The sequence below is a fragment of the Escherichia sp. WS1451 genome (assembly GCF_046487365.1).
GTDB lineage: Bacteria > Pseudomonadota > Gammaproteobacteria > Enterobacterales > Enterobacteriaceae > Escherichia > Escherichia coli.
The window spans coordinates 298,982-325,041 of record NZ_JBJQJP010000003.1 but is presented as its reverse complement, the minus strand read 5'-3'; the positions used below and the strand labels follow the sequence as shown (position 1 = coordinate 325,041).

The following is a 26,060-nucleotide window of genomic DNA, read 5'->3' as shown; positions in this document are numbered from 1 at the left end:
AACTCGCCGCGAAACGTGACGGTGGCAACAGATGAATATTTATACCTTTGATTTTGATGAGATTGAGAGTCAGGAGGATTTTTACCGCGACTTCCGCCAAACCTTTGGTCTGGCAAAAGATAAAGTACGCGATCTCGACTCTCTATGGGATGTGTTAATGAACGATGTCCTGCCGCTACCACTTGAGATTGAATTTGTTCATCTGGGAGAGAAAACGCGTCGCCGTTTTGGCGCGTTAATATTGCTGTTTGATGAGGCAGAGGAAGAGCTGGAAGGGCATTTGCGTTTTAATGTTCGTCATTAGCGCAAAAAAAAGCCCCCGAACCGGGGGCAATATCGTCGGACAAGACGATGAGGGTTTATTTGTACAGTTCAGCCGTAGCGTGCCAGGTGTCACCGCTACGAGCTTCCGTAATCTGGTAGGCCGTTGCGCCTTTCTCTTCTGCTTTTTTGTTCAGCATTTCACGCATATCCATTGGCGAAGACGCCACACCACTTACGGATACGGTCCCGATTGCTTCACGATTTTGTGCTTGTGCAGCATCAATGGAGTCGGCAGCGAATGCACCGAAAGAGAGAACAGAAAGTACGCTTAATGCAGCAACAGTGGTTTTGATTTTCATGATTTTTACCTCGACATAATCTTTTAGCTGGGCCTTTGTTTCGTGACCCATATCACAAAATCAAGTATACACTAATTATTGAACTAATTAATACCACGCTAACTGTTTCAGTTGATACTAAGTGTTAAAAATGTGAATTTTAATAACAAAAAAGTATTAAAAACACGGTTATTTATTATAAATACCAGATTTTTCAATTAGATAATGGATTTTGCATAATGTGCTTTTTTTACCGTATGTATTCATTGTGTGAATGATATGTCGCAGTAAAACGCACTATTCGTTAAATTAATTGCAGGGGAAAGCAGGGGGTTGAGAGGGATAAGCAACATTTTCCCCGCCGCCAGAAGCGACGGGGCAGAGATTAAAGCTCCTGGTCGAACAGCTCTAAAATCGCTTCGTACAGGTCTTTGACGGTGAAACCGTTAGCAGGGGTGGTAAAGATGGTGTCATCGCCAGCGATGGTGCCCAGAATACCTTCTGCTTTGCCCAGTGAGTCCAGCAGGCGAGCAATTAACTGCGCCGCGCCAGGGCTGGTATGAATCACGACAACTGCATCGTTGTAGTCGATATCCAGCACCAGATTCTTCAATGGACTGGAGGTAGTTGGTACACCCAGTTCAGCTGGCAGGCAGTAAACCATTTCCATTTTGGCATTGCGTGTACGTACAGCACCAAACTTGGTCAACATCCGCGAGACTTTAGACTGATTAATATTGTCAAAGCCTTGCTCCTGCAACGCGGCGACGATTTCGCCCTGGGAGCTAAATTTCTCTTCTTTAAGTAATGCTTTAAATGCTTTAACTAGTTCTTCTTGCTTAGCCGAGCTTCGCATAAGTCACCCGATATGGTGGTTGATACAACATTATTGTGCATACAGATGAATTTTTATGCAAACAGTCAGCCCTGAAGAAGGCTGAAATAATGTTATGAAAGAGCGGGATTTTATCAAATTTCGTTATTGAGAAACATGCCTGCGTCACGGCATGCAAATTCTGCTTAAAAGTAAATTAATTGTTATCAAATTGATGTTGTTTTGGCTGAACGGTAGGGTATATTGTCACCACCTGTTGGAATGTTGCGCTAATGCATAAGCGACTGTTAATTACGTAAGTTAGGTTCCTGATTACGGCAATTAAATGCATAAACGCTAAACTTGCGTGACTACACATTCTTGAGATGTGGTCATTGTAAACGGCAATTTTGTGGATTAAGGTCGCGGCAGCGGAGCAACATATCTTAGTTTATCAATATAATAAGGAGTTTAGGATGAAAGTCGCAGTCCTCGGCGCTGCTGGCGGTATTGGCCAGGCGCTTGCACTACTGTTAAAAACCCAACTGCCTTCAGGTTCAGAACTCTCTCTGTATGATATCGCTCCAGTGACTCCCGGTGTGGCTGTCGATCTGAGCCATATCCCTACTGCTGTGAAAATCAAAGGTTTTTCTGGTGAAGATGCGACTCCGGCGCTGGAAGGCGCAGATGTCGTTCTTATCTCTGCAGGTGTAGCGCGTAAACCGGGTATGGATCGTTCCGACCTGTTTAACGTTAACGCCGGCATCGTGAAAAACCTGGTACAGCAAGTTGCGAAAACCTGCCCGAAAGCGTGCATTGGTATTATCACTAACCCGGTTAACACCACAGTTGCGATTGCTGCTGAAGTGCTGAAAAAAGCCGGTGTTTATGACAAAAACAAACTGTTCGGCGTTACCACGCTGGATATCATTCGTTCCAACACCTTTGTTGCGGAACTGAAAGGCAAACAGCCAGGCGAAGTTGAAGTGCCGGTTATTGGCGGTCACTCTGGTGTTACCATTCTGCCGCTGCTGTCACAGGTTCCTGGCGTTAGTTTTACCGAGCAGGAAGTGGCTGATCTGACCAAACGTATCCAGAACGCGGGTACTGAGGTGGTTGAAGCGAAAGCCGGTGGCGGGTCTGCAACCCTGTCTATGGGTCAGGCAGCTGCACGTTTTGGCCTGTCTCTGGTTCGCGCACTGCAAGGTGAACAAGGCGTTGTCGAATGTGCCTACGTTGAAGGTGACGGTCAGTACGCACGTTTCTTCTCTCAACCGCTGCTGCTGGGTAAAAACGGCGTGGAAGAGCGTAAATCTATCGGCACTCTGAGCGCATTTGAAAAGAACGCGCTGGAAGGTATGCTGGATACGCTGAAGAAAGATATCGCTCTGGGCGAAGAGTTCGTTAATAAGTAATTGATTAGCGGATAATAAAAAACCGGAGCACAGACTCCGGTTTTTTGTTTTGAGCGCACGACTTAATTGGTTGCCGGATATTCCTGAATGGTGACCTGCAGCGTTAACTGCTTATCATCACGCATCACTACAACCGGGATCACCGAGCCAGGGCGAATTTCCGCCACCTGATCCATCGTCTCCAGAGCAGAGATGGCCGGTTTGTTATCCACCGAAATAATCAAATCATTGACCTGAATACCCGCATTCGCCGCCGGGCCGTCAGGTGACACTTCATTAACCACGATCCCTTGCAGTTGATCTATACCACCGCCTTGCGCGTGCAGTGGTGCGATCTCACGTCCACCAATGCCAATGTAGCCGCGGATCACGCGACCATCGCGGATCAGTTTATCCATAATTTTGGTTGCTAACTGGAAAGGAATCGCAAAGCCGATACCTTCCGGCGTTTCGCCATCGTTACTCTTATCAAACGATAGCGTGTTAATGCCCATCAGTTCGCCCAGCGAGTTCACCAGCGCGCCGCCAGAGTTACCGTGGTTAATGGAAGCATCGGTTTGCAGGAAGTTTTGCCGCCCGGTCGGGTTCAGACCGATTCGACCCGTGGCACTAATAATCCCCTGGGTAATGGTCTGCCCGAGGTTGTACGGGTTACCGATCGCCAGTACCACGTCACCAATGTGCGGTACGCGACGTGCGTTGATTGGAATGGTAGGTAAACCGCCAGTGGCATTAATTTTAAGTACCGCCAGATCGGTTAGAGAGTCAGATCCCACCAGCAATGCTTCAAATACACGTCCATCCTGTAAGGCGACGATGATCTGATCGGCGTCGTTGATGACGTGTTTATTGGTGATGATATAACCGCGTTGATCCATGATTACACCGGATCCCAGGGTGCGGATCTCAAGCTGGTTGTGAGAGTTGGTGTTCAAACCACGGTTGTAAACGTTAACCACCGCTGGCGCGGCGCGGCGAACCGCCAGATTATAGCTGGCAGGCGTCTCATCGGTACTGTCAAATTGCGGAGTGGAAAGCGGGTTAAGGCTGCGCAGCGAAGGCATGGCAACCAGCAGAATAGCGCCGACAATTAATCCAATCGCAACGGAACGTAAGAGCTTCACAAACATGATGGAGGCGTCATTAAAAAAGGGAACGGCAGCAGCATACCACGAGTTAACCGGACATCACACGTCAGCCTGATGCCCGGTTTACGACATTAACGCATCAGCAGATAGATGCTTTCATTGCCGCGTACAATTTGCAGGGCAATGATGGCCGGTTTTGCCGCCAGCACTTTACGCATTTCAGCAATCGAGCTCACCCGATCGCGGTTGACGCCAATGATCACATCGTCTTTTTGCAAGCCTGCCTGAGCAGCTGGGCTTCCTTTGACAACCTCATCGATCTTAATACCTTTGCCGCCATCTTTTAGCTGACCATCGCTCAACGTTGCACCTTCCAGCGCTGGCGTGATCATTTCAGCGCTGGCCGACGAAGAGGTGCTGGTATCGAGCGTCACTTCTACTTCCAGTGGTTTGCCGTTACGCAGCAGGCCAAGTTTCACTTTTGTGCCCGGCTCGGTGGTCGCGATACGAGAGCGCAACTCAGCAAAGCTATTCAGCGGTTTGCCGTTGAGGCTGGTAATAATATCGCCCGCTTTGACGCCCGCTTTCGCCGAGCCAGAACCTGGCAACACTTCGCTGACAAACGCGCCACGCTGCACGTCAAGGTTGAAGGCTTTGGCGATATCGGCACTCATCTCGGTGCCTTTGATGCCTAACAGACCGCGTTTGATTTCACCGAAGTCGATAAGCTGCTGCGCCAGTGTTCGCGCCATATTACTGGGGATGGCAAATCCAATCCCGACGCTCCCACCGCCAGGCGCAAGGATTGCCGTGTTGATGCCAATTAACTCACCGTTAAGGTTTAACAGTGCTCCGCCGGAGTTACCGCGGTTAATGGAAGCATCTGTCTGGATAAAGTTTTCCAGACCTTCAAGATTCAACCCGCTGCGGCCTAATGCGGAAACAATGCCAGAGGTGGCGGTTTGCCCAAGGCCAAATGGGTTACCGACCGCCACGGCAAAATCACCGACGCGCAATTTATCGGAGTCGGCAATAGCGATTTGCGTTAATTTGCTCGGGTTTTGAATTTGCAACAGGGCGATATCGCTCTGGTCATCGCTACCAATCAGTTTTGCATCAAACTCGCGCCCATCATTGAGCTGAATACTGATTTTCTGTGCCTGATTAATCACATGGTTGTTGGTCAGCACATAGCCTTTACTGGCGTTGATGATGACACCGGAGCCTAAACCTTCGAAGGGTTGTGCAGGTTGATCCGGTAAATCATCACCAAAAAACTTTTTGAATTCTTCCGGGATTTTCTGTCCCTGACTGGCCGTTCCTTCCACCCGTACGCTCACCACTGCCGGAAGCACTTTTTCCAGCATTGGGGCCAGACTGGGGAGAGGGGCCTGATCGGCAACTTGGCCTGGAATCGACGCAACGGCCTGAAATGACGCCGAGAGAGTTAACCCGACACTTAACGCTAATGCACTCAACAGCTGGGTTTGTTTTTTCATTATTCCTGCTCTCGTACCTGAATGATAAGAAAAGAGATTCAAAACAGTTTGATGTTATTGAATTTTCAGACGGCTAACAATGAGACACCAGATTAAATGATAGTCGGGGAGGGAGAGAAGAGGAGGGCGCAATGGCTGCGCCCGAAAAATAAATTAGTCGCGCTTCGCGCCAGTACGCAGCAGGCCGGATGCGCCTTCAGAATAGTCGCGAGGCATCTGCACCGGTGCCTGATCGTTGCTGGCTTCAGACTCTGCCAGACGATTACGGAACGGGTTTGCTTCCGCAGACAGTTCCGGCAGCAGGCTACTGGAGCTTTTCGCCATGTGCTGATACAGCTGGCGATAGTCGTGCGCCATGGTATCCAGTAATTCCGCGCTGCGGGCAAAGTGGCTAACCAGCTCTTCGCGATACTCGTCCAGTTCAGCTTTATTCTTTTCCAGTTCGTACTGCAACGCCTGTTGCTGGCGTAGTTTACGATTACCAAAACGCATGGCCACAGCACCAATAATGATGCCGACGACTAACCCAATTAGCGCATATTCCCAGGTCATGAACATCTCCCGTTGTCTTTTGTTTCCGTAGGGTGTTGGCTTCAGGCTCCATGCCTGCGGCTGATTATGCCACTATAACCGTTAATTCCACAGAAGTGGAATCCCGACTGCATATCGCGTAGTGTAGAACGGCCTTTTTTTCGTCAACCGTGAACAACGGCGCACCGATTATTCAAGGAATAACAATAAGATCATGCAAAGCGTTACCCCAACATCGCAATACCTGAAGGCGCTCAATGAAGGCAGCCATCAACCCGACGACGTTCAAAAAGAGGCCGTCAGCCGCCTGGAAATTATTTATCAGGAACTCATCAATAGCACGCCTCCAGCCCCCACGACGAGTGGGCTAATGGCGCGGGTCGGTAAGCTGTGGGGTAAACGCGAAGACACAAAGCATACGCCAGTGCGTGGCTTATATATGTGGGGCGGTGTAGGACGCGGGAAAACCTGGCTGATGGACCTTTTCTATCAAAGCCTGCCGGGAGAGCGGAAACAGCGCCTGCACTTTCACCGTTTTATGCTGCGGGTGCATGAAGAGCTAACTGCCTTACAGGGGCAGACCGATCCGCTGGAAATTATTGCTGATCGCTTTAAAGCAGAAACTGACGTGCTCTGTTTTGACGAATTTTTTGTTTCTGATATTACCGATGCCATGCTACTTGGCGGTCTGATGAAAGCCCTGTTCGCCCGCGGTATTACCCTGGTAGCGACGTCAAATATTCCGCCGGACGAACTTTATCGAAATGGCCTACAACGTGCGCGTTTTTTGCCTGCAATCGATGCCATTAAACAGCATTGTGATGTAATGAACGTGGACGCTGGTGTTGATTATCGACTGCGTACACTCACTCAGGCGCATCTGTGGCTTTCGCCCCTCAACGATGAAACTCGGGCGCAAATGGATAAACTATGGTTGGCGCTGGCGGGGGCGAAACGAGAAAATTCACCGACATTAGAAATCAACCATCGGCCATTGGCGACAATGGGCGTCGAGAACCAGACGCTGGCGGTCTCTTTTACTACGCTGTGCGTCGACGCCCGTAGTCAGCATGACTATATTGCGCTCTCACGCCTCTTTCACACGGTCATGTTGTTTGATGTACCAGTGATGACGCGGTTGATGGAGAGCGAAGCGCGGCGCTTTATTGCGCTGGTGGATGAGTTTTACGAGCGCCATGTCAAATTAGTGGTGAGTGCAGAAGTGCCGCTATATGACATTTATCAGGGCGAGCGGCTGAAATTTGAGTTCCAGCGTTGCCTGTCACGTCTGCAAGAGATGCAAAGCGAAGAGTATCTGAAGCGCGAGCATTTAGCGGGTTAAAACCTGCCACAAATCACAAAAAGGGGTCGATCTTTGACCCCGACTTCTCTATAATCCTGCGACCCCACGTTACAAGAAAGTTTTTTTCCCAAAACTTTTTGTGTGCTGGCATAGGCTATTCGAAGGGGTAGGTTTGCCGGACTTTGTCGTGTGAACCTCAACAATTGAAGACGTTTGGGTGTTCACCAACGTGTAACTATTTATTGGGTAAGCTTTTAATGAAAACTTTTACAGCTAAACCAGAAACCGTAAAACGCGACTGGTATGTTGTTGACGCGACCGGTAAAACTCTGGGCCGTCTGGCTACTGAACTGGCTCGTCGCCTGCGCGGTAAGCACAAAGCGGAATACACTCCGCACGTAGATACCGGTGATTACATCATCGTTCTGAACGCTGACAAAGTTGCTGTAACCGGCAACAAGCGTACTGACAAAGTGTACTATCACCACACCGGCCACATCGGTGGTATCAAACAAGCGACCTTTGAAGAGATGATTGCTCGCCGTCCTGAGCGTGTGATTGAAATCGCGGTTAAAGGCATGTTGCCAAAAGGCCCGCTGGGTCGTGCTATGTTCCGTAAACTGAAAGTTTACGCGGGTAACGAGCACAACCACGCGGCACAGCAACCGCAAGTTCTTGACATCTAATCGGGATTATAGGCAATGGCTGAAAATCAATACTACGGCACTGGTCGCCGCAAAAGTTCCGCAGCTCGCGTTTTCATCAAACCGGGCAACGGTAAAATCGTAATCAACCAACGTTCTCTGGAACAGTACTTCGGTCGTGAAACTGCCCGCATGGTAGTTCGTCAGCCGCTGGAACTGGTCGACATGGTTGAGAAACTGGACCTGTACATCACCGTTAAAGGTGGTGGTATCTCTGGTCAGGCTGGTGCGATCCGTCACGGTATCACCCGCGCTCTGATGGAATACGACGAGTCCCTGCGTTCTGAACTGCGTAAAGCTGGCTTCGTTACTCGTGACGCTCGTCAGGTTGAACGTAAGAAAGTCGGTCTGCGTAAAGCACGTCGTCGTCCGCAGTTCTCCAAACGTTAATTGGCTTCTGCTCCGGCAGAAAACAATTTGCGAAAAAACCCGCTTCGGCGGGTTTTTTTATGGCTAAATTCTGAATCAGCGTAAAAAATGGAAAGTTGCTTTTTGCTGCCGTCTGACAACAGGCAAAACAAAAACCACATCGCCAATAAGGGACTAAGTCAACTATTTCAGACTAAAGCGCATCTCTTTTTCCCCATTTCCGGCATCGACTCACCACAAAGGTCGCAAAATCTGGTAAACTATCATCCAATTTTCTGCCCAAATGTCGGGTATTGCTCATTTTTTGTTTGATTTTCGAACAAAGAGAGTCGTTCCTTACTGGGTAACACAACTTCTGACTGGCCACCTGGTGGCTGGTAGCAGTAAAAATTCTGACTATACCTGGAGGTTTTCATGGCTGTCGCTGCCAACAAACGTTCGGTAATGACGCTGTTTTCCGGTCCTACTGACATCTATAGCCATCAGGTCCGCATTGTGCTGGCTGAGAAAGGTGTAAGTTTCGAGATCGAACACGTGGAAAAGGACAATCCGCCTCAGGATCTGATTGACCTCAACCCGAATCAGAGCGTTCCGACCCTGGTGGATCGTGAGCTGACCCTGTGGGAATCTCGCATCATTATGGAATATCTGGATGAGCGTTTCCCGCATCCGCCACTGATGCCTGTTTACCCGGTAGCTCGCGGTGAAAGCCGTCTGTACATGCATCGCATCGAAAAAGACTGGTACACGCTGATGAACACCATCATCAACGGTTCAGCTTCTGAAGCAGATGCCGCACGTAAGCAACTGCGCGAAGAACTGCTGGCGATTGCGCCGGTCTTCGGTCAGAAGCCGTACTTCCTGAGCGATGAGTTCAGCCTGGTCGATTGCTACCTTGCTCCGCTGCTGTGGCGTTTGCCGCAACTGGGCATCGAGTTCAGCGGCCCGGGTGCGAAAGAGCTGAAAGGCTATATGACCCGTGTCTTTGAGCGTGACTCTTTCCTTGCTTCTTTAACTGAAGCTGAACGTGAAATGCGTCTGGGCCGGAGTTAATCTGTATGGATTTGTCACAGCTAACACCACGTCGTCCCTATCTGCTGCGTGCATTCTATGAGTGGTTGCTGGATAACCAGCTCACGCCGCACCTGGTGGTGGATGTGACGCTCCCTGGCGTGCAGGTTCCTATGGAATATGCGCGTGACGGGCAAATCGTACTCAACATTGCGCCGCGAGCTGTCGGCAATCTGGAACTGGCGAATGATGAGGTGCGCTTTAACGCGCGCTTTGGTGGCATTCCGCGTCAGGTTTCTGTGCCGCTGGCTGCGGTGCTGGCTATCTACGCCCGTGAAAATGGCGCAGGCACGATGTTTGAGCCTGAAGCTGCCTACGATGAAGATGCCAGCATCATGAATGATGAAGAGGCATCGGCAGACAACGAAACCGTTATGTCGGTTATTGATGGCGACAAGCCAGATCACGATGATGACACTCATCCTGACGATGAACCACCGCAGCCACCACGCGGTGGTCGACCAGCATTACGCGTTGTGAAGTAATACTAAAACAGGCCCTGGCGGCCTGTTTTGTCTTTTTAATCGCTTAATAAAATAGCGTGATAGTGGCAATCATATTCACCACGAAACCGACTGCCATGGGGATCGCTGTCCGCTTCACTACCGCAAAAGGCGAAACGCCTGCAATTCCTGACGTAACGACCACCACCGCAGTAATCGGCGAAACAGCGCGCGCTAGCGTCGTGGCAAAATGCATCGGCATAATCATTACAACCGCTGGTACATGTAGTCCGGCTGCGATATTCGGAATAAGACTGGCAAATGACATAAACGGCGCATTGCCTGAGCCCATCACAATGGCACAAATGGCAATGACCAGCGCCATAATAATCATCACGCCAATACCGCCCAGACCAGAATGCTCCGCCCCCCTGATAACCGCATCGACAGTGCCAATCGTCGTTAAGCCTTTCGCAAATATTTCACCCGCGACCACCAGCGTTACCACGTTGGCAAACTGCGTACCCATGCCGTCAAAAAACGCCTGCACATCGTCCATTGTTTCGCGCAAGTTATGCATGCGGAAGAACTCAACAAACATCGTCACCGTCAAACTCAGTAACATCACCACCACCAGATGCAGTTCTGACTGCATCAGCCCGACGTGGGCAAGGAACAGCGAGCCGAGCATCAGGATTAACGGCATCACCGGTAAAATGGCGTAATAGAGCGGCGGGACATTATCGAGAGCTTTTTGCTCTGCCTGTTCGTGATTGATATTTTTATCTTTTTTGTCGAAAGCGCGTTGCACGAAAAAGTGGGAGATCGCCACCGAGATAATGACGCAAGAGGCGACCGGAAGCTGGTAGTGGAAGAAGTAAGTGGCAATTTTCATTCCTGCGACCTGGGCAGCAAAAATGGAGTTCGTTTCCAGAATCCCCCACTCAATGGACATCGTGGTTGCGATAACCGCCACCGCAGAGAGGCGACTTACTCCCAGACTCACCAGCGTCGGAAATAAGGTGACCATCAGCAACATACCCAGACCGGAGGCGCTGGTAATAAACTGCGCCATGATTTGGCCGATGACGTAAGTTGCCGACAGAATAATATACGGCGAGCGAATGAGTTTTAACGGGCGGCTTAACAAGCTCACCATCGCGCGACTTGCCCCTATGCGCTCCATATAGCGGGCATAACCGCCCACTGCCATAATCGACAGCCCCAATCCGGCAATGCGGTTGGACAGCATGCGCAGGATTTCATTATAAATATCGACGATCAAGTAGCCGCTGCTTTTGGCGGGATCGAGCACACCACCGAACCCTAACCAGACACCGCACATCATCAGGAAGATACCTGCGGCAGCCAGCACCACCTGAGGTTTGTAGTTTTTCAGGATCAAATAGCCCATCGTAATTAATACGATGACAGATATAATTATGCCGAACATTGTTGAACTCCGTGTCAAAAGAAAACGGTCAATCCCATAAACGGCAGATTGAAAACAATGATGTTATATTTTTTGCAAGGCTATTTATGGTGCGGATGTCGTGTTTTTAATTGTAGATGAGGTGATTTTTCATTAAAAAATATGCGCTTATGATTATTTTGTAAGAACACATTCATAATATTCATAATACTTGTTAATAGTCTTATGAATAATTCAGTCGGGATGTTTTTATCTGCGTTACATTAATTTTTCGCAATAGTTAATTATTCAGTTAATTATAGTAATGATGAGGCACAAAGAGAAAACCCCGCCATTTCCCCCTACTTTCAATCCTGTGATAGGATGTCACTGATGATGTTAATCACACTGACCTTACAGAATGGGCCTTATGAACGCATTTGATTCGCAAACCGAAGATTCTTCACCTGCAATTGGCCGCAACTTACGCAGCCGCCCGCTGGCGCGTAAAAAACTCTCCGAAATGGTGGAAGAAGAGCTGGAACAGATGATCCGCCGTCGTGAATTTGGCGAAGGTGAACAATTACCGTCTGAACGCGAACTGATGGCGTTCTTTAACGTCGGGCGTCCTTCGGTGCGTGAAGCGCTGGCAGCGTTAAAACGCAAAGGTCTGGTGCAGATAAACAACGGCGAACGCGCTCGCGTCTCACGTCCTTCTGCGGACACCATCATCGGCGAGCTTTCCGGCATGGCGAAAGATTTCCTTTCTCATCCTGGCGGGATTGCCCATTTCGAACAATTACGTCTGTTCTTTGAATCCAGCCTGGTGCGCTATGCGGCTGAACACGCCACCGATGAGCAAATCGATTTGCTGGCAAAAGCACTGGAAATCAACAGTCAGTCGCTGGATAACAACGCGGCATTCATTCGTTCAGACGTTGATTTCCACCGCGTGCTGGCGGAGATCCCCGGTAACCCAATCTTCATGGCGATCCACGTTGCCCTGCTCGACTGGCTGATCGCCGCACGCCCAACCGTGGCTGATCAGGCTCTGCACGAGCATAACAACGTTAGCTATCAACAGCATATTGCGATCGTTGACGCGATCCGCCGCCACGATCCCGATGAAGCCGATCGCGCGTTGCAATCGCATCTCAACAGCGTCTCTGCTACCTGGCATGCCTTCGGTCAGAGCACCAACAAAAAGAAATAATGCCACTTTAGTGAAGCAGATCGCATTATAAGCTTTCTGTATGGGGTGTTGCTTAATTGATCTGGTATAACAGGTATAAAGGTATATCGTTTATCAGACAAGCATCACTTCAGAGGTATTTATGGCAACGAATTTACGTGGCGTAATGGCCGCACTCCTGACTCCTTTTGATCAACAACAAGCACTGGATAAAGCGAGTCTGCGTCGCCTGGTTCAGTTCAATATTCAGCAGGGCATCGACGGTTTATACGTGGGTGGTTCTACCGGCGAAGCCTTTGTACAAAGCCTTTCCGAGCGTGAACAGGTACTGGAAATCGTCGCCGAAGAGGCGAAAGGCAAGATTAAACTCATCGCTCACGTAGGTTGCGTCAGCACTGCTGAAAGCCAACAACTTGCGGCATCGGCTAAACGTTATGGCTTCGATGCCGTCTCTGCCGTTACGCCGTTCTACTATCCTTTCAGCTTTGAAGAACACTGCGATCACTATCGGGCAATTATTGATTCAGCGGATGGGTTGCCGATGGTGGTGTACAACATTCCAGCCCTGAGTGGGGTAAAACTTACCCTGGATCAGATCAACACTCTGGTTACGTTGCCTGGCGTCGGTGCGCTGAAACAGACTTCTGGCGATCTCTATCAGATGGAGCAGATCCGTCGTGAACATCCTGATCTGGTGCTCTATAACGGTTACGACGAAATCTTCGCCTCTGGTCTTCTGGCGGGCGCAGACGGCGGTATCGGCAGCACTTACAACATAATGGGCTGGCGTTATCAGGGGATCGTGAAGGCGCTGAAAGAAGGCGATATCCAGACCGCGCAGAAACTGCAAACTGAGTGCAACAAAGTCATTGATTTACTGATCAAAACGGGTGTATTCCGCGGCCTGAAAACTGTCCTCCATTATATGGATGTCGTTTCTGTGCCGCTGTGCCGCAAACCGTTTGGTCCGGTAGATGAAAAATATCTGCCAGAACTGAAGGCGCTGGCCCAGCAGTTGATGCAAGAGCGCGGGTGAGTTTTTTCCCCTCGCTCGCCCCTACCGGGTGAGGGGAAATAAACGCATCTGTACCCTACAATTTTCATACCAAAGCGTGTGGGCATCGCCCACCGCGGGAGACTCACAATGAGTACTACAACCCAGAATATCCCGTGGTATCGCCATCTTAACCGCGCACAATGGCGGGCATTTTCCGCTGCCTGGTTGGGATATCTGCTTGACGGTTTTGATTTCGTTTTAATCGCCCTGGTACTCACCGAAGTACAGGGTGAATTCGGGCTCACGACGGTGCAGGCGGCAAGTCTGATCTCCGCAGCCTTTATCTCTCGCTGGTTCGGCGGCCTGATGCTCGGCGCTATGGGTGACCGCTACGGGCGTCGTCTGGCAATGGTCACCAGCATCGTTCTCTTCTCGGCCGGGACGCTGGCCTGCGGCTTTGCGCCAGGCTACATCACCATGTTTATCGCTCGTCTGGTCATCGGCATGGGGATGGCGGGTGAATACGGTTCCAGCGCCACCTATGTCATTGAAAGCTGGCCAAAGCATCTGCGTAACAAAGCCAGTGGTTTTCTGATTTCCGGCTTCTCAGTGGGGGCCGTCGTTGCCGCTCAGGTCTATAGTCTGGTGGTTCCGGTCTGGGGCTGGCGTGCGCTGTTCTTTATCGGCATTTTGCCAATCATCTTTGCTCTCTGGCTGCGTAAAAACATCCCGGAAGCGGAAGACTGGAAAGAGAAACACGGGGGTAAAGCACCGGTACGCACAATGGTGGATATTCTCTACCGTGGTGAACATCGCATTGCCAATATCGTAATGACACTGGCGGCGGCTACTGCGCTGTGGTTCTGCTTCGCCGGTAACCTGCAAAATGCCGCGATCGTCGCTGTTCTTGGGCTGTTATGCGCCGCAATCTTTATCAGCTTTATGGTGCAGAGTACGGGCAAACGCTGGCCAACGGGCGTAATGCTGATGGTGGTCGTGTTGTTTGCTTTCCTCTACTCATGGCCGATTCAGGCGCTGCTGCCAACGTATCTGAAAACCGATCTGGCTTATGACCCGCATACTGTCGCCAATGTGCTGTTCTTTAGTGGCTTTGGCGCGGCGGTGGGGTGCTGCGTCGGTGGCTTCCTCGGTGACTGGCTGGGAACCCGCAAAGCGTACGTTTGTAGTCTGCTGGCCTCGCAGCTGCTGATTATTCCGGTATTTGCGATTGGCGGCGCAAACGTCTGGGTGCTCGGTCTGTTACTGTTCTTCCAGCAAATGCTTGGACAAGGGATCGCCGGGATCTTACCGAAACTGATTGGCGGTTATTTCGATACCGACCAGCGTGCAGCGGGCCTGGGCTTTACCTACAACGTTGGCGCATTGGGCGGCGCACTGGCCCCAATCATCGGCGCGTTGATCGCTCAACGTCTGGATCTGGGTACTGCGCTGGCATCGCTCTCGTTCAGTTTGACGTTTGTGGTGATCCTGCTGATTGGTCTGGATATGCCTTCTCGCGTTCAGCGTTGGCTGCGCCCGGAAGCATTGCGTACTCATGACGCTATCGACGGCAAACCATTTAGCGGTGCCGTGCCGTTTGGCAGCGCCAAAAACGATTTAGTCAAAACCAAAAGTTAATCCTGTTGCCCGGTCTCTGTACCGGGCCTTTCGCTAAGGGAAGATGTATGTCGTTACTTGCACAACTGGATCAAAAAATCGCTGCTAACGGTGGCCTGATTGTCTCCTGCCAGCCGGTTCCTGACAGCCCGCTCGATAAACCCGAAATCGTCGCAGCCATGGCATTAGCGGCAGAGCAGGCGGGCGCGGTTGCCATTCGTATTGAAGGTGTGGCAAATCTGCAAGCCACGCGTGCGGTGGTGAGCGTGCCAATTATCGGGATTGTCAAACGCGATCTGGAGGATTCTCCGGTACGTATCACGGCCTATATTGAAGATGTCGATGCGCTGGCGCAGGCGGGCGCGGACATTATCGCCATTGACGGCACCGACCGCCCGCGTCCGGTGCCTGTTGAAACGCTGCTGGCACGTATCCATCATCACGGTTTACTGGCGATGACCGACTGCTCAACGCCGGAAGACGGCCTGGCATGCCAAAAGCTGGGAGCCGAAATTATTGGCACTACGCTTTCTGGCTATACCACGCCTGAAACGCCAGAAGAGCCGGATCTGGCGCTGGTGAAAACGTTGAGCGACGCCGGATGTCGAGTGATTGCCGAAGGGCGTTACAACACGCCTGCTCAGGCGGCGGATGCGATGCGCCACGGCGCGTGGGCGGTGACGGTCGGTTCTGCCATTACGCGTCTTGAACACATTTGTCAGTGGTACAACACAGCGATGAAAAAGGCGGTGCTATGACCACACTGGCGATTGATATCGGCGGTACTAAACTTGCCGCCGCGCTGATTGGCGCTGACGGGCAGATCCGCGATCGCCGAGAACTTCCTACGCCTGCCAGCCAGACACCAGAAGCCTTGCGTGATGCCTTATCCGCATTAGTCTCTCCGTTGCAAGCTCATGCGCAGCGGGTTGCCATCGCTTCTACCGGAATTATTCGCGACGGCAGCCTGCTGGCGCTGAATCCGCATAATCTCGGTGGATTGCTACACTTTCCGTTAGTCAAAACTTTGGAACAACTTACCGATTTGCCGACCATTGCCATTAACGACGCGCAGGCAGCAGCGTGGGCGGAGTATCAGGCGCTGGAAGGCGATATAACCGATATGGTGTTTATCACCGTTTCCACTGGCGTCGGCGGCGGTGTAGTGAGCGGCGGCAAACTGCTTACCGGCCCTGGCGGTCTGGCGGGGCACATCGGGCATACGCTTGCCGATCCGCATGGTCCAGTCTGCGGCTGTGGACGCACAGGTTGCGTGGAGGCGATTGCTTCTGGTCGCGGCATTGCGGCGGCGGCGCAAGGGGAGTTGGCTGGTGCGAATGCGAAAACTATTTTCACGCACGCCGGGCAGGGCGATGAGCAGGCGCAGCAACTGATTCACCGCTCCGCACATGTGCTGGCAAGGCTGATCGCTGATATTAAAGCCACAACTGATTGTCAGTGCGTAGTGGTCGGTGGCAGCGTTGGTCTGGCAGAAGGGTATCTGGCGTTGGTGGAAACGTATCTGGCGCAGGAGCCAGCGGCATTTCATGTTGATTTACTGGCGGCGCACTACCGCCATGATGCAGGTTTACTTGGGGCTGCGCTGTTGGCCCAGGGAGAAAAATTATGATGATGGGTGAAGTACAGTCATTACCGTCTGCCGGATTACATCCTGCGTTACAGGACGCGTTAACGCTGGCATTAGCTGCCAGACCGCAAGAAAAAGCGCCTGGCCGTTACGAATTACAGGGTGACAATATCTTTATGAATGTCATGACGTTTAACACTCAATCGCCCGTTGAGAAAAAAGCGGAGCTGCACGAGCAATACATTGATATCCAGCTGTTATTAAACGGTGAGGAACGGATTCTGTTTGGCACGGCAGGCACTGCGCGTCAGTGTGAAGAGTTCCACCATGAGGATGATTACCAGCTTTGCAGCGCCATTGAGAACGAGCAAGCCATCATCTTAAAACCGGGAATGTTCGCCGTGTTTATGCCGGGAGAACCGCATAAACCAGGATGCGTTGTTGGCGAGCCTGGAGAAATTAAAAAGGTTGTGGTGAAGGTTAAGGCTGATTTAATGGCTTAAAACTTAGTTCGTTTTAAAGATTCTCCAGACAGTGTCTGGAGAATTCGAAACCGCTGAAATTAACGGCGTCTATAGCCTTCCTCTAACACCGCCTGTGTTCGAACGAGTTCATCCGCGAGTCGTTTTTCATCAGGTAGTTGCATCTTATATTCACTCGCCAGAACGGTGTTAGGTAAACCAGCCAGTGCATAATGCGCTTCTCCGACTCCTTTCTCTGCACAGAGAATCAGACCGATGGGCGGATTTTCATCCGGTAGCGTCCAGTGCTCTTTGGCGTAGTTGAGATACATATTCATTTGTCCGGCATCGCTATAGCTAAATTTGCCCACTTTTAGATCGACGATTAGCAGGCAGCGTAAACGGCGGTGGAAAAACAACAGATCGACCCGAAACCAGTTGTCATCAATGCGTAACCTTCGCTGCCGACCAACAAAGGCAAAATCATCCCCAAGTTCCAGCATGAAATCCATCAGGTGGTTGATCAGCGCCTCCTCGAAATCAGATTCTGAATATTCATCTTTCAATTCCAGAAATTCGAGCACAAAGGGATCGCGTATCGCCTGTTGCGGAAGAATATGCATCTCGGCAGGAGCGTGTTGTTGCAGCATGGCTGATTTGTCATGTGACAGTAGTGTCCGTTCATAAAATTGGGTCGCAATTTGCCGTTCGAGCTGACGAGCAGACCAGCCACAGCGGAGCGTCTCTTTTTCATAAAAGCAGCGGGCGTCAGCGTTTTTAACGGAAAGTAAACGGACGTAGGTGGACCAGGGCAGGGGGAAGGATTTGGCCAGTTGCGCTAAATGGCAAGATTCGCCAGATAGTGTCTGGCGAATTGTGGGGGTGAATTGTGCAGACAGTGTCTGCACAATTTCAATTCGTTGAAAACAAATATAAAAATTCTTAAACTGCCATAAATTTCTGGTGGAAAACCCACGCTTATACCTTAGACTTAAATCCTTTGAGAGCCGTTTGATAAGCTGTGCACCATAAGCTGCTCTGGCCTCACCACCTTGTTCAAATTCGACAATCCGTCGGCCAATTTCCCCAGTACGTCGCGGTCATTAACGCGTTAACGCTACGTACCGTTTCTGTCCGGGCGCTATCGACCAGGTGAATAATACCGTCGTGGATTTGCTGGTAGCCTGTTGAGGTTCTCTCTGAGAGCGATTCCATTATCTGTCCCTTTATATGGCGCTGCGTTGAATAATGGAATCAGCTATACGCCGGGTATCTGCCGGTAACAATCCAGATGTGCGTATTACATTGGTTTTCTTCAGATTATGCGAGGCGCTTTCCAGTACGAAAGGAGAATTTCAGCGCCGACTCTTTTCTGAGGAGGCGGCGCTGGGACAGAGCTTAAACTTCCAGCCAGTTCATAATGCCATCTGCCGCCTTACGACCTTCGGCAATAGCGGTCACCACCAGATCGGAACCACGGACGATATCGCCGCCAGCAAAGATTTTCGGGTTGCTGGTCTGGAAAGCGTTGTCGCTGCCTTCCGGGGCGATAATGCGCCCCTGCGAATCCAGCTCGACGCTGTGTTTTGCCAGCCATTCCATGCTGTGTGGGCGGAAACCAAACGCCATGATCACCGCATCTGCCGGAACGATATGTTCGGAACCTGCAACGATCTCCGCGCGGCGACGGCCTTTGGCATCCGGATCGCCCATTTCTGTGCGCACCATTTTCACGCCGCTGACTTTACCGTTGCCGTTCACTTCAATACCCAGCGGCTGGACGTTGAATTTGAACTCTACGCCTTCTTCCCGCGCGTTTTTCACTTCGCGGCGGGAACCCGGCATGTTCTCTTCATCACGACGATAGGCACAGGTAACGTGCTTTGCCCCCTGGCGTACAGACGTGCGCACGCAGTCCATCGCAGTGTCGCCACCGCCAAGGACCACCACGCGTTTACCTTCCATGCTGACGAACGGTTCGTCGTTGGTTTCGCCAAAGCCCATTAACTGTTTGGTGTTGGCGATGAGGAACGGCAGCGCTGCGTACACGCCATCGGCGTCTTCGTTTTCCAGCCCGCCGCGCATTGACTGATAAGTTCCGACGCCAAGGAACACGGCATCGTAATCACTCAGCAGATCGTCCAGCTGTACGTCGCGGCCCACTTCGGTATTGAGTTTGAATTCAATACCCATGCCCGTGAAGATTTCACGGCGGCGCGTCATTACCTCTTTTTCCAGCTTGAAGGCCGGAATACCGAAGGTCAGCAAGCCGCCGATTTCCGGGTGACGGTCGAAGACGACTGCTTTTACGCCGTTGCGCGTCAGGACATCTGCACACGCCAGACCCGCCGGGCCTGCGCCGATAATCGCCACTTTTTTACCGGTCTGTTTCACGCCGGACATATCCGGACGCCAGCCCATCTCGAACGCTTTATCGTTGATATAGCGCTCAATGTTGCCGATGGTCACTGCGCCGAACTCATCGTTCAGGGTGCAGGAACCTTCGCACAGACGGTCTTGCGGGCAGACACGTCCGCACACTTCCGGCAGGGTATTGGTCTGATGCGACAGTTCCGCCGCTTCAAAAATACGCCCCTCGTTGGCGAGCTTCAGCCAGTTCGGGATGTAGTTGTGTACCGGGCATTTCCACTCGCAGTATGGGTTGCCGCACGACAGGCAGCGGTCAGCCTGCGCTTTGGCCTGGCCTTCGGAAAACGGCTCGTAAATTTCAACAAACTCAATTTTGCGGATCTTCAGCGGTTTCTTTGGCGGATCAACGCGCTGCAGGTCGATAAATTGATAAACATTCTGACTCATTGTTGCTACCCCTTACTGCGCCTGCACGCGCAACTCTGCTGCGCTACGACTACGGTGACCCAGCAGTGCTTTTACATCACTGGACTTCGGTTTAACCAGCGCGAATTTCGTGGCGAAGGTTGACCAGTTCGCCAGAATCTCTTCACCGCGCTGGGAACCGGTATGCTGCACATGCTCGGTGATAAGACCACGCAGATGCTCTTCATGGATCGCCAAATCGTCAACGCTTAAGACCTCGACCAGTTCCGGGTTAACGCGTTTGCGGAAATCGCCGCTTTCATCGAGAACGTAAGCGAAGCCGCCGGTCATGCCCGCGCCGAAGTTAACGCCGGTTTTACCCAGAATACAGACAATACCGCCCGTCATATATTCACAGCCGTTGTCGCCAATGCCTTCTACCACGGTGATAGCACCGGAGTTACGTACGCCGAAACGTTCACCCGCGCGGCCTGCGGCATACAGACGACCTCCGGTCGCGCCATACAGGCAGGTGTTGCCGATAATGCTTGCTTCATGGCTGCGGAAGGCTGAGCCAACCGGAGGACGAATGGCGATTAAGCCGCCCGCCATGCCTTTACCGACATAGTCGTTGGCATCACCGGTCAGGTACAGTTCCACGCCGCCCGCGTTCCACACGCCGAAGCTCTGGCCTGCGGTGCCGTTGAAGTACGCCTTGATCGGATCGGCTGCCAGCCCCTGATCGCCGTGCGTCTGGGCGATATAGCCTGAAAGCGACGCGCCGACAGAACGGTCGGTGTTGCGGATATCGAACCAGAAGGTTTTGCTCTGGCGTTCATCAACAAACGGTTTTGCCTGTTGCAGCAACTGCGCGTTCAGCAGGCCGTTATCAAACGGCGGATTGTTTTCGGTGCAGTAAAGTGCCTTACCTGCATGCGGCTCGGCAGTCTCCAGCAGCTTCGACAGCGCCAGTTTCTGCTGTTTGGCGGTGAAACCGTCCAGCTCTTTCAGCAGGTCGGTGCGACCAATCAGATCCACCAGACGTGTTACGCCCAGCTGTGCCATCAGCTCGCGGGTTTCACGGGCGATAAACTCAAAGTAATTAGTCACCTTGAACGGCAGGCCGTGATAGTGATTCTTACGCAGTTTGTCATCCTGAGTTGCTACACCCGTCGCGCAGTTGTTCAGGTGGCAAATACGCAGATATTTACAGCCGAGCGCCACCATCGGGCCAGTGCCGAAGCCGAAGCTTTCTGCGCCGAGAATCGCCGCTTTGATGATATCAACGCCGGTTTTCAGGCCGCCATCGACCTGCAAACGGATTTTATGACGCAAGCCGTTGGCAACCAGTGCCTGTTGTGTTTCAACAAGTCCCAGCTCCCACGGACAGCCTGCGTATTTCACCGATGAAAGCGGACTTGCGCCGGTGCCGCCGTCATAGCCTGCGATGGTGATTAAATCGGCATAAGCTTTCGCCACGCCAGTCGCGATGGTACCAACGCCCGGTTCGGACACCAGCTTCACGGAGATCATCGCTTTCGGGTTAACCTGCTTGAGGTCGAAAATGAGCTGCGCTAAGTCCTCGATAGAGTAGATATCGTGGTGCGGCGGCGGGGAGATCAGCGTCACTCCGGGCACCGAATAGCGCAGTTTGGCAATGTAAGGAGTGACTTTATCACCCGGCAATTGACCGCCTTCGCCCGGCTTCGCGCCCTGGGCGACTTTAATCTGAATGACGTCGGCATTGACCAGGTACGCCGGAGTAACACCGAAGCGACCGGACGCCACCTGCTTGATGCGCGACACTTTGTTGGTGCCGTAGCGCGCCGGATCTTCACCGCCTTCACCGGAGTTCGAGTTACCGCCGATGCTGTTCATCGCTTCCGCCAGCGCCTCGTGGGCTTCCGGGCTTAACGCGCCGATAGACATCGCAGCGGTATCGAAGCGTTTAAACAGTTCGCTTGCCGGTTCAACATCAGCAATGTTGACCGCGTTTTCACCCGGCGTAATTGCCAGCAGATCGCGCAGCGTGGTTGCCGGACGCTCATTAACCAGCTTCGCGTATTCCTGATAGTCGCTGTACTCGCCGCTTTGTACCGCCTGTTGCAGCGAGCGCACCACGTCCGGGTTGTAGGCGTGGTATTCGCCGCCGTGCACATATTTCAGCAGGCCGCCCTGGCTGATGGGCTTACGCGCCAGCCAGGCACGTTTCGACAGATTCAGCAGATCCTGCTGGAAGTCTTCAAAGCTTGCCCCGCCAATGCGGCTGACCGCGCCCTGGAAGCACAGGCCCACTACATCATCGTGTAGACCGACCGCTTCAAACAGTTTCGAGCAGCGGTAAGAGGCGATGGTGGAGATGCCCATTTTGGACATGATTTTGTACAAGCCTTTGTTGATGCCGTTACGGTAGTTCAGCATCACGGTACGATAATCTTTGGCAATCGCATGGGTGTCTACCAGGCGGCCCAGCGTTTCATAGGCAAGGTATGGATAAATAGCCGTCGCACCGAAGCCCAGCAACACGGCGAAATGGTGCGGATCGCGGGCGCTGGCGGTTTCGACGATGATGTTGGCATCGCAACGCAGGCTTTGATCGACCAGACGGGTCTGGATCGCGCCAACCGCCATCGGGGCTGGAACCGGCAGGCGATCTTTAGCGATATTCCTGTCGGAGAGCACCAGCAGCACAGTGCCGCTACGTACCATTTTTTCGGCTTTGTCACACAGCTCTTTGACCGTCGCTTCGAGCGTGGTTTTGGTGACGTCAAAGGTGATATCCAGCGTATCTGCGCGGTAGTGCTCCTCTTTCATCGTCGTGAGCTGTTTGAAATCGGAGTAGAGCAGAATCGGCGATTTAAAGCTTAAACGGTGCGCCTGGCCCTCTGCTTCGCAAAAGACGTTCATTTCACGACCGATACTGGTGGCGAGCGACATAACATGCGCTTCACGCAGCGGGTCGATTGGCGGGTTAGTCACCTGGGCAAACTGCTGGCGGAAGTAGTCGTAAATAATGCGCGGCTGACTGGAGAGCACGGCGAATGGGGTGTCGTCGCCCATCGAACCGACCGCTTCCTGACCGTTTTCGCCCAGTACGCGAATTACGGAGTCCAGCTCTTCCGCGCTGTAGTTAAACTGTTTCTGGTAACTGGCAAGTGTGTCGTCGTCCAGTTCGCGGCTACCTACTTCTTCATCGGGCAGATCTTCAAACGGTACCAGTCGGCGGACGTTTTTCTCCATCCACTCTTTATATGGATGGCGGCTTTTCAGATCGTCATCAGTTTCTGCCGAGTGCAGAATGCGCCCACTGCGGGTGTCGATCACCATCAGTTCGCCTGGCCCGACGCGGCCTTTTTCGACCACTTCGTCAGGCTGATAATCCCAGATGCCGACTTCAGAGGCGCAGGTGATGAGCTTATCTTTGGTAATGACGTAGCGTGCCGGACGCAGACCGTTACGGTCGAGGTTACAGGCAGCGAAGCGACCATCGGACATCACGATGCCCGCCGGGCCATCCCACGGCTCCATATGCATGGAGTTAAAGTCAAAGAAGGCACGCAGTTCCGGGTCCATATCCGGGTTGTTCTGCCAGGCGGGTGGCACTAACAGGCGCATGGCACGGATGATATCCATCCCGCCTGCCAGCAGCAGTTCCAGCATGTTATCCATGGAACTGGAATCAGAGCCGGTTTCGTTGACGAACGGCGCGGCGTCGTGCAGGTCAGGGATCAGCGGCGTCTGGAATTTATAGGTACGCGCACGCGCCCATTGGCGGTTACCGGTGATGGTGTTGATTTCACCGTTATGCGCCAGGTAGCGGAACGGCTGCGCCAGCGGCCAGCGCGGTACGGTGTTAGTGGAGAAGCGCTGGTGGAACAGGCAAATGGCCGATTCCAGACGCAGGTCCGCAAGATCCAGATAAAAGCGCGGCAGATCCGCCGGCATACACAGACCTTTATAGATGTTCACCAGATTCGACAGGCTACAGACGTAGAAGTCTTTGTCGGCTTCGAGACGCTTTTCAATGCGGCGGCGGGCGATAAACAGACGGCGCTCCATATCGCGCGGACGCCAGCCTGCCGGGGCGTTCACAAAAATTTGCTCAATGCGTGGCAGAGAGGAGAGGGCGATTTCACCCAGCACGCCTTCGTTGGTGGGGACATCACGCCAGCCCACAATCGATAAGGTTTCGCGTTGCAGCTCTTCTTCAACGATGCGGCGTGCGGCAGCGGCGAGTTCAGGATCTTTATTCAGGAAGAGCATCCCGACGGCGTAGTTTTTCGCTAAACGCCAGCCGCGCTCCTGCGCAACGATGCGAAAAAAGCGATCCGGTTTTTGTAACAGCAAGCCGCAACCGTCACCGGTTTTACCATCGGCGAGAATCGCGCCACGGTGCTGCATGCGGGCCAGTGCGTGTATTGCAGTACGCACTACCTTGTGGCTAGGTTCGCCTTCTATGTGGGCGATCAGGCCGAAACCACAGTTATCCCTCTCAAGGGATTTATCGTACAACATATCGTGAACCTCCCCCAGGCTCTGCGGGAACCCCACTTCCGAACCGCTGCGCACGGGCACAGAAAGAGCGTGGCGACGGGGTTTGCGTGTCATACGCGCGCCTCGCATTCGCCCCCTTGTTGTCCTTTTCGCATCGGTTAATACGGTGAAGAGGGGATCTCAATTACTGCATAAATATGATGAGCAGGCTGCTCATCCAGAAAGCTTCCAGCGGATTTCCAACTTATCGGGAAAGCTGATACAGGTCAAATGGCAAGCTTATTGGTACAGAAATGTGCTTTAGCGCAAAATTCTTTATTAATTGACTGAAATTAAAATGGATTTTCTAATTAAGGCTAAAAGGGGCGTCGTTAGAGAAACAGCCAATTCCTGACTGTCATAAAGGCGTGTTAACCCTTATCCTGCCTTGAACTAACGAGAAAACCAGCATTTTATACTGCCTTAATTGGTAATGACGTTTCATGCTACTGTTTTTGCCTAAAATCCATAAGGAGATAAAAAAATCTGACACAAGATAAGCAAAAGTGATTTATGTGATTATGCATGAAATTTCGGTAATTTTGATTGATTATGCAGTTGATAAAAGCAGGCCGGGACGATTGATCCAGGTCATCGCCGAATTGAGCTAAAAATGGCAGGCTTTGGCCTCTTTTCAAGGCGCGGTCTATCAGATTATGCAGTTACAGAAATTAGTCAATATGTTTGGTGGTGATCTCACCCGTCGTTATGGGCAAAAGGTGCATAAGCTGACGCTGCACGGCGGTTTTAGCTGCCCTAACCGTGACGGTACCATCGGGCGTGGTGGCTGCACATTCTGTAATGTTGCCTCGTTTGCCGATGAAGCGCAGCAGCATCGTTCCATTGCCGAGCAACTGGCGCACCAGGCGAATTTAGTTAACCGCGCTAAACGCTATCTGGCCTACTTTCAGGCGTATACCAGCACCTTTGCGGAAGTTCAGGTGCTGCGTTCTATGTATCAGCAGGCGGTGAGCCAGGCCAATATTGTCGGTTTGTGTGTTGGTACCCGCCCGGACTGCGTGCCGGATGCGGTGCTGGATCTGCTTTGCGAATATAAGGACCAGGGTTACGAAGTGTGGCTGGAGCTGGGGCTACAAACCGCCCACGACAAAACGTTGCATCGCATCAATCGCGGTCATGATTTTGCCTGTTATCAGCGCACGACGCAGCTGGCGCGTGAGCGTGGGCTGAAGGTGTGTTCTCACTTAATTGTCGGCCTGCCTGGCGAAGGGCAGGCTGAATGTTTGCAAACGCTGGAGCGAGTGGTTGAAACCGGCGTGGACGGCATAAAGCTGCATCCGCTGCATATAGTGAAAGGCAGCATTATGGCGAAAGCCTGGGAAGCGGGGCGTTTGAACGGAATTGAACTGGAGGATTACACGCTCACTGCCGGAGAAATGATTCGCCATACGCCACCGGAAGTGATCTACCACCGCATTTCCGCCAGCGCCCGTCGCCCGACGCTGCTTGCTCCGCTGTGGTGCGAAAATCGATGGACGGGAATGGTCGAGCTGGATCGCTATCTGAATGAACATGGCGTACAGGGATCGGCGCTGGGACGTCCGTGGCTACCTCCTACGGAGTGGGTCATTGAGGGGAATTCCGCATTTCTCACACAATTTATAACGTAACTGTCAGAATTGGGTA

General features: G+C 52.1%; 22 protein-coding genes and 1 pseudogene. 14 read left to right on the top strand and 9 right to left on the bottom strand.

The window, feature by feature from the left end:
- The first annotated feature begins 31 nt into the window (after window positions 1-31).
- Window positions 32-304 (top strand): barstar family protein, encoded by a 273-nt coding sequence (locus ACJHX7_RS06910; RefSeq protein ID WP_094030176.1) that lies wholly within the window; start codon window positions 32-34, stop codon window positions 302-304.
- 55 nt (window positions 305-359) lie between these two features.
- Here the strand turns inward: ACJHX7_RS06910 and yhcN are convergent, their stop codons facing one another.
- Together yhcN and argR are read right to left on the bottom strand one after the other, a co-directional pair.
- The gene (yhcN, locus tag ACJHX7_RS06905; RefSeq protein WP_000695690.1) at window positions 360-623 is read right to left on the bottom strand and encodes a peroxide/acid stress response protein YhcN; all 264 of its coding nucleotides are present in this window, start codon (window positions 621-623) and stop codon (window positions 360-362) included.
- A 364-nt stretch (window positions 624-987) separates the two neighbouring features.
- Window positions 988-1,458 (bottom strand): transcriptional regulator ArgR, encoded by a 471-nt coding sequence (argR, locus tag ACJHX7_RS06900; RefSeq protein ID WP_001257846.1) that lies wholly within the window; start codon window positions 1,456-1,458, stop codon window positions 988-990.
- A 434-nt stretch (window positions 1,459-1,892) separates the two neighbouring features.
- Between argR and mdh the strand changes: the two genes are divergently transcribed.
- Window positions 1,893-2,831 (top strand): malate dehydrogenase, encoded by a 939-nt coding sequence (gene mdh, locus ACJHX7_RS06895; protein WP_001315036.1) that lies wholly within the window; start codon window positions 1,893-1,895, stop codon window positions 2,829-2,831.
- A 62-nt stretch (window positions 2,832-2,893) separates the two neighbouring features.
- On the opposite strand, the gene degS is transcribed toward mdh, so the two are convergent.
- The 3 genes from degS to zapG all read right to left on the bottom strand — a co-directional run bounded on the left by degS (window position 2,894) and on the right by zapG (window position 5,970).
- On the bottom strand, window positions 2,894-3,961 hold the full coding sequence (gene degS, locus ACJHX7_RS06890) for an outer membrane-stress sensor serine endopeptidase DegS (RefSeq protein ID WP_000497723.1): 1,068 nt from the start codon (window positions 3,959-3,961) through the stop codon (window positions 2,894-2,896).
- An 89-nt stretch (window positions 3,962-4,050) separates the two neighbouring features.
- Window positions 4,051-5,418 carry a serine endoprotease DegQ gene (degQ, locus tag ACJHX7_RS06885; protein ID WP_001365000.1) on the bottom strand — a complete coding sequence of 456 codons (1,368 nt, stop codon included), beginning with the start codon at window positions 5,416-5,418 and terminating at the stop codon, window positions 4,051-4,053.
- Window positions 5,419-5,571: 153 nt separating this feature from the next.
- Entirely contained in the window at window positions 5,572-5,970 is a 399-nt protein-coding gene (gene zapG / locus ACJHX7_RS06880) for a Z-ring associated protein ZapG (RefSeq protein WP_001295270.1), read from the bottom strand.
- Between the two features lie 193 nt (window positions 5,971-6,163).
- Between zapG and zapE the strand changes: the two genes are divergently transcribed.
- The 5 genes from zapE to sspB all read left to right on the top strand — a co-directional run bounded on the left by zapE (window position 6,164) and on the right by sspB (window position 9,881).
- Window positions 6,164-7,291, top strand: coding sequence for a cell division protein ZapE (gene zapE / locus ACJHX7_RS06875; protein ID WP_001192358.1), 1,128 nt, complete (start codon window positions 6,164-6,166; stop codon window positions 7,289-7,291).
- Window positions 7,292-7,509: 218 nt separating this feature from the next.
- Window positions 7,510-7,938: a 50S ribosomal protein L13 gene (gene rplM, locus ACJHX7_RS06870; protein WP_000847559.1), complete on the top strand. Its 429-nt coding sequence runs from the start codon at window positions 7,510-7,512 to the stop codon at window positions 7,936-7,938.
- Between the two features lie 15 nt (window positions 7,939-7,953).
- On the top strand, window positions 7,954-8,346 hold the full coding sequence (gene rpsI / locus ACJHX7_RS06865) for a 30S ribosomal protein S9 (RefSeq protein ID WP_000829818.1): 393 nt from the start codon (window positions 7,954-7,956) through the stop codon (window positions 8,344-8,346).
- 393 nt (window positions 8,347-8,739) lie between these two features.
- Window positions 8,740-9,378, top strand: a complete 639-nt coding sequence (gene sspA, locus ACJHX7_RS06860; protein ID WP_000257293.1) for a stringent starvation protein SspA — start codon at window positions 8,740-8,742, stop codon at window positions 9,376-9,378.
- 5 nt (window positions 9,379-9,383) lie between these two features.
- Entirely contained in the window at window positions 9,384-9,881 is a 498-nt protein-coding gene (gene sspB / locus ACJHX7_RS06855; protein WP_000366126.1) for a ClpXP protease specificity-enhancing factor, read from the top strand.
- A 43-nt stretch (window positions 9,882-9,924) separates the two neighbouring features.
- On the opposite strand, the gene dcuC is transcribed toward sspB, so the two are convergent.
- Window positions 9,925-11,292 (bottom strand): anaerobic C4-dicarboxylate transporter DcuC, encoded by a 1,368-nt coding sequence (gene dcuC, locus ACJHX7_RS06850; RefSeq protein WP_410231548.1) that lies wholly within the window; start codon window positions 11,290-11,292, stop codon window positions 9,925-9,927.
- Window positions 11,293-11,671: 379 nt separating this feature from the next.
- On the opposite strand from dcuC, the gene nanR reads away from it, so the two are divergent.
- The 6 genes from nanR to nanQ all read left to right on the top strand — a co-directional run bounded on the left by nanR (window position 11,672) and on the right by nanQ (window position 17,147).
- Complete coding sequence (nanR, locus tag ACJHX7_RS06845; protein ID WP_000523843.1) at window positions 11,672-12,463, top strand: transcriptional regulator NanR; 792 nt, start codon at window positions 11,672-11,674, stop codon at window positions 12,461-12,463.
- Window positions 12,464-12,584: 121 nt separating this feature from the next.
- Window positions 12,585-13,478, top strand: a complete 894-nt coding sequence (gene nanA, locus ACJHX7_RS06840) for an N-acetylneuraminate lyase (protein ID WP_000224714.1) — start codon at window positions 12,585-12,587, stop codon at window positions 13,476-13,478.
- A 108-nt stretch (window positions 13,479-13,586) separates the two neighbouring features.
- On the top strand, window positions 13,587-15,077 hold the full coding sequence (gene nanT, locus ACJHX7_RS06835) for a sialic acid transporter NanT (RefSeq protein ID WP_000108473.1): 1,491 nt from the start codon (window positions 13,587-13,589) through the stop codon (window positions 15,075-15,077).
- Window positions 15,078-15,124: 47 nt separating this feature from the next.
- A complete protein-coding gene (locus tag ACJHX7_RS06830; RefSeq protein ID WP_000054239.1) occupies window positions 15,125-15,814 on the top strand; it encodes an N-acetylmannosamine-6-phosphate 2-epimerase in 690 nt (229 codons plus the stop codon).
- Window positions 15,811-16,686 (top strand): N-acetylmannosamine kinase, encoded by an 876-nt coding sequence (nanK, locus tag ACJHX7_RS06825; RefSeq protein WP_000208998.1) that lies wholly within the window; start codon window positions 15,811-15,813, stop codon window positions 16,684-16,686. Before ACJHX7_RS06830 ends, nanK begins: the two co-directional genes overlap by 4 nt.
- Window positions 16,683-17,147, top strand: a complete 465-nt coding sequence (nanQ, locus tag ACJHX7_RS06820; RefSeq protein ID WP_000979888.1) for an N-acetylneuraminate anomerase — start codon at window positions 16,683-16,685, stop codon at window positions 17,145-17,147. Before nanK ends, nanQ begins: the two co-directional genes overlap by 4 nt.
- Window positions 17,148-17,206: 59 nt before the next feature.
- On the opposite strand, the pseudogene ACJHX7_RS06815 reads toward nanQ, so the two are convergent.
- From ACJHX7_RS06815 to gltB, 3 genes and pseudogenes are all read right to left on the bottom strand, one after another.
- Window positions 17,207-18,320: pseudogene (locus ACJHX7_RS06815) on the bottom strand (YhcG family protein).
- Window positions 18,321-18,503: 183 nt separating this feature from the next.
- A complete protein-coding gene (gltD, locus tag ACJHX7_RS06810) occupies window positions 18,504-19,922 on the bottom strand; it encodes a glutamate synthase subunit GltD (RefSeq protein WP_094030174.1) in 1,419 nt (472 codons plus the stop codon).
- A 12-nt stretch (window positions 19,923-19,934) separates the two neighbouring features.
- Window positions 19,935-24,395, bottom strand: a complete 4,461-nt coding sequence (gene gltB / locus ACJHX7_RS06805; RefSeq protein WP_097465940.1) for a glutamate synthase large subunit — start codon at window positions 24,393-24,395, stop codon at window positions 19,935-19,937.
- A 674-nt stretch (window positions 24,396-25,069) separates the two neighbouring features.
- On the opposite strand from gltB, the gene ACJHX7_RS06800 reads away from it, so the two are divergent.
- Window positions 25,070-26,044 (top strand): TIGR01212 family radical SAM protein, encoded by a 975-nt coding sequence (locus tag ACJHX7_RS06800; RefSeq protein ID WP_410231547.1) that lies wholly within the window; start codon window positions 25,070-25,072, stop codon window positions 26,042-26,044.
- The last annotated feature ends 16 nt before the right edge of the window (window positions 26,045-26,060 follow it).

What these genes read in the sequence shown, in the direction of transcription:
- ACJHX7_RS06910 (WP_094030176.1), top strand. Translation starts at nt 32, where the DNA reads ATGAATATTTATACCTTTGATTTTGATGAGATTGAGAGTCAGGAGGAT.
- yhcN (WP_000695690.1), bottom strand. Translation starts at nt 623, where the DNA reads ATGAAAATCAAAACCACTGTTGCTGCATTAAGCGTACTTTCTGTTCTC.
- argR (WP_001257846.1), bottom strand. Translation starts at nt 1,458, where the DNA reads ATGCGAAGCTCGGCTAAGCAAGAAGAACTAGTTAAAGCATTTAAAGCA.
- mdh (WP_001315036.1), top strand. Translation starts at nt 1,893, where the DNA reads ATGAAAGTCGCAGTCCTCGGCGCTGCTGGCGGTATTGGCCAGGCGCTT.
- degS (WP_000497723.1), bottom strand. Translation starts at nt 3,961, where the DNA reads ATGTTTGTGAAGCTCTTACGTTCCGTTGCGATTGGATTAATTGTCGGC.
- degQ (WP_001365000.1), bottom strand. Translation starts at nt 5,418, where the DNA reads ATGAAAAAACAAACCCAGCTGTTGAGTGCATTAGCGTTAAGTGTCGGG.
- zapG (WP_001295270.1), bottom strand. Translation starts at nt 5,970, where the DNA reads ATGACCTGGGAATATGCGCTAATTGGGTTAGTCGTCGGCATCATTATT.
- zapE (WP_001192358.1), top strand. Translation starts at nt 6,164, where the DNA reads ATGCAAAGCGTTACCCCAACATCGCAATACCTGAAGGCGCTCAATGAA.
- rplM (WP_000847559.1), top strand. Translation starts at nt 7,510, where the DNA reads ATGAAAACTTTTACAGCTAAACCAGAAACCGTAAAACGCGACTGGTAT.
- rpsI (WP_000829818.1), top strand. Translation starts at nt 7,954, where the DNA reads ATGGCTGAAAATCAATACTACGGCACTGGTCGCCGCAAAAGTTCCGCA.
- sspA (WP_000257293.1), top strand. Translation starts at nt 8,740, where the DNA reads ATGGCTGTCGCTGCCAACAAACGTTCGGTAATGACGCTGTTTTCCGGT.
- sspB (WP_000366126.1), top strand. Translation starts at nt 9,384, where the DNA reads ATGGATTTGTCACAGCTAACACCACGTCGTCCCTATCTGCTGCGTGCA.
- dcuC (WP_410231548.1), bottom strand. Translation starts at nt 11,292, where the DNA reads ATGTTCGGCATAATTATATCTGTCATCGTATTAATTACGATGGGCTAT.
- nanR (WP_000523843.1), top strand. Translation starts at nt 11,672, where the DNA reads ATGGGCCTTATGAACGCATTTGATTCGCAAACCGAAGATTCTTCACCT.
- nanA (WP_000224714.1), top strand. Translation starts at nt 12,585, where the DNA reads ATGGCAACGAATTTACGTGGCGTAATGGCCGCACTCCTGACTCCTTTT.
- nanT (WP_000108473.1), top strand. Translation starts at nt 13,587, where the DNA reads ATGAGTACTACAACCCAGAATATCCCGTGGTATCGCCATCTTAACCGC.
- ACJHX7_RS06830 (WP_000054239.1), top strand. Translation starts at nt 15,125, where the DNA reads ATGTCGTTACTTGCACAACTGGATCAAAAAATCGCTGCTAACGGTGGC.
- nanK (WP_000208998.1), top strand. Translation starts at nt 15,811, where the DNA reads ATGACCACACTGGCGATTGATATCGGCGGTACTAAACTTGCCGCCGCG.
- nanQ (WP_000979888.1), top strand. Translation starts at nt 16,683, where the DNA reads ATGATGATGGGTGAAGTACAGTCATTACCGTCTGCCGGATTACATCCT.
- gltD (WP_094030174.1), bottom strand. Translation starts at nt 19,922, where the DNA reads ATGAGTCAGAATGTTTATCAATTTATCGACCTGCAGCGCGTTGATCCG.
- gltB (WP_097465940.1), bottom strand. Translation starts at nt 24,395, where the DNA reads ATGTTGTACGATAAATCCCTTGAGAGGGATAACTGTGGTTTCGGCCTG.
- ACJHX7_RS06800 (WP_410231547.1), top strand. Translation starts at nt 25,070, where the DNA reads ATGCAGTTACAGAAATTAGTCAATATGTTTGGTGGTGATCTCACCCGT.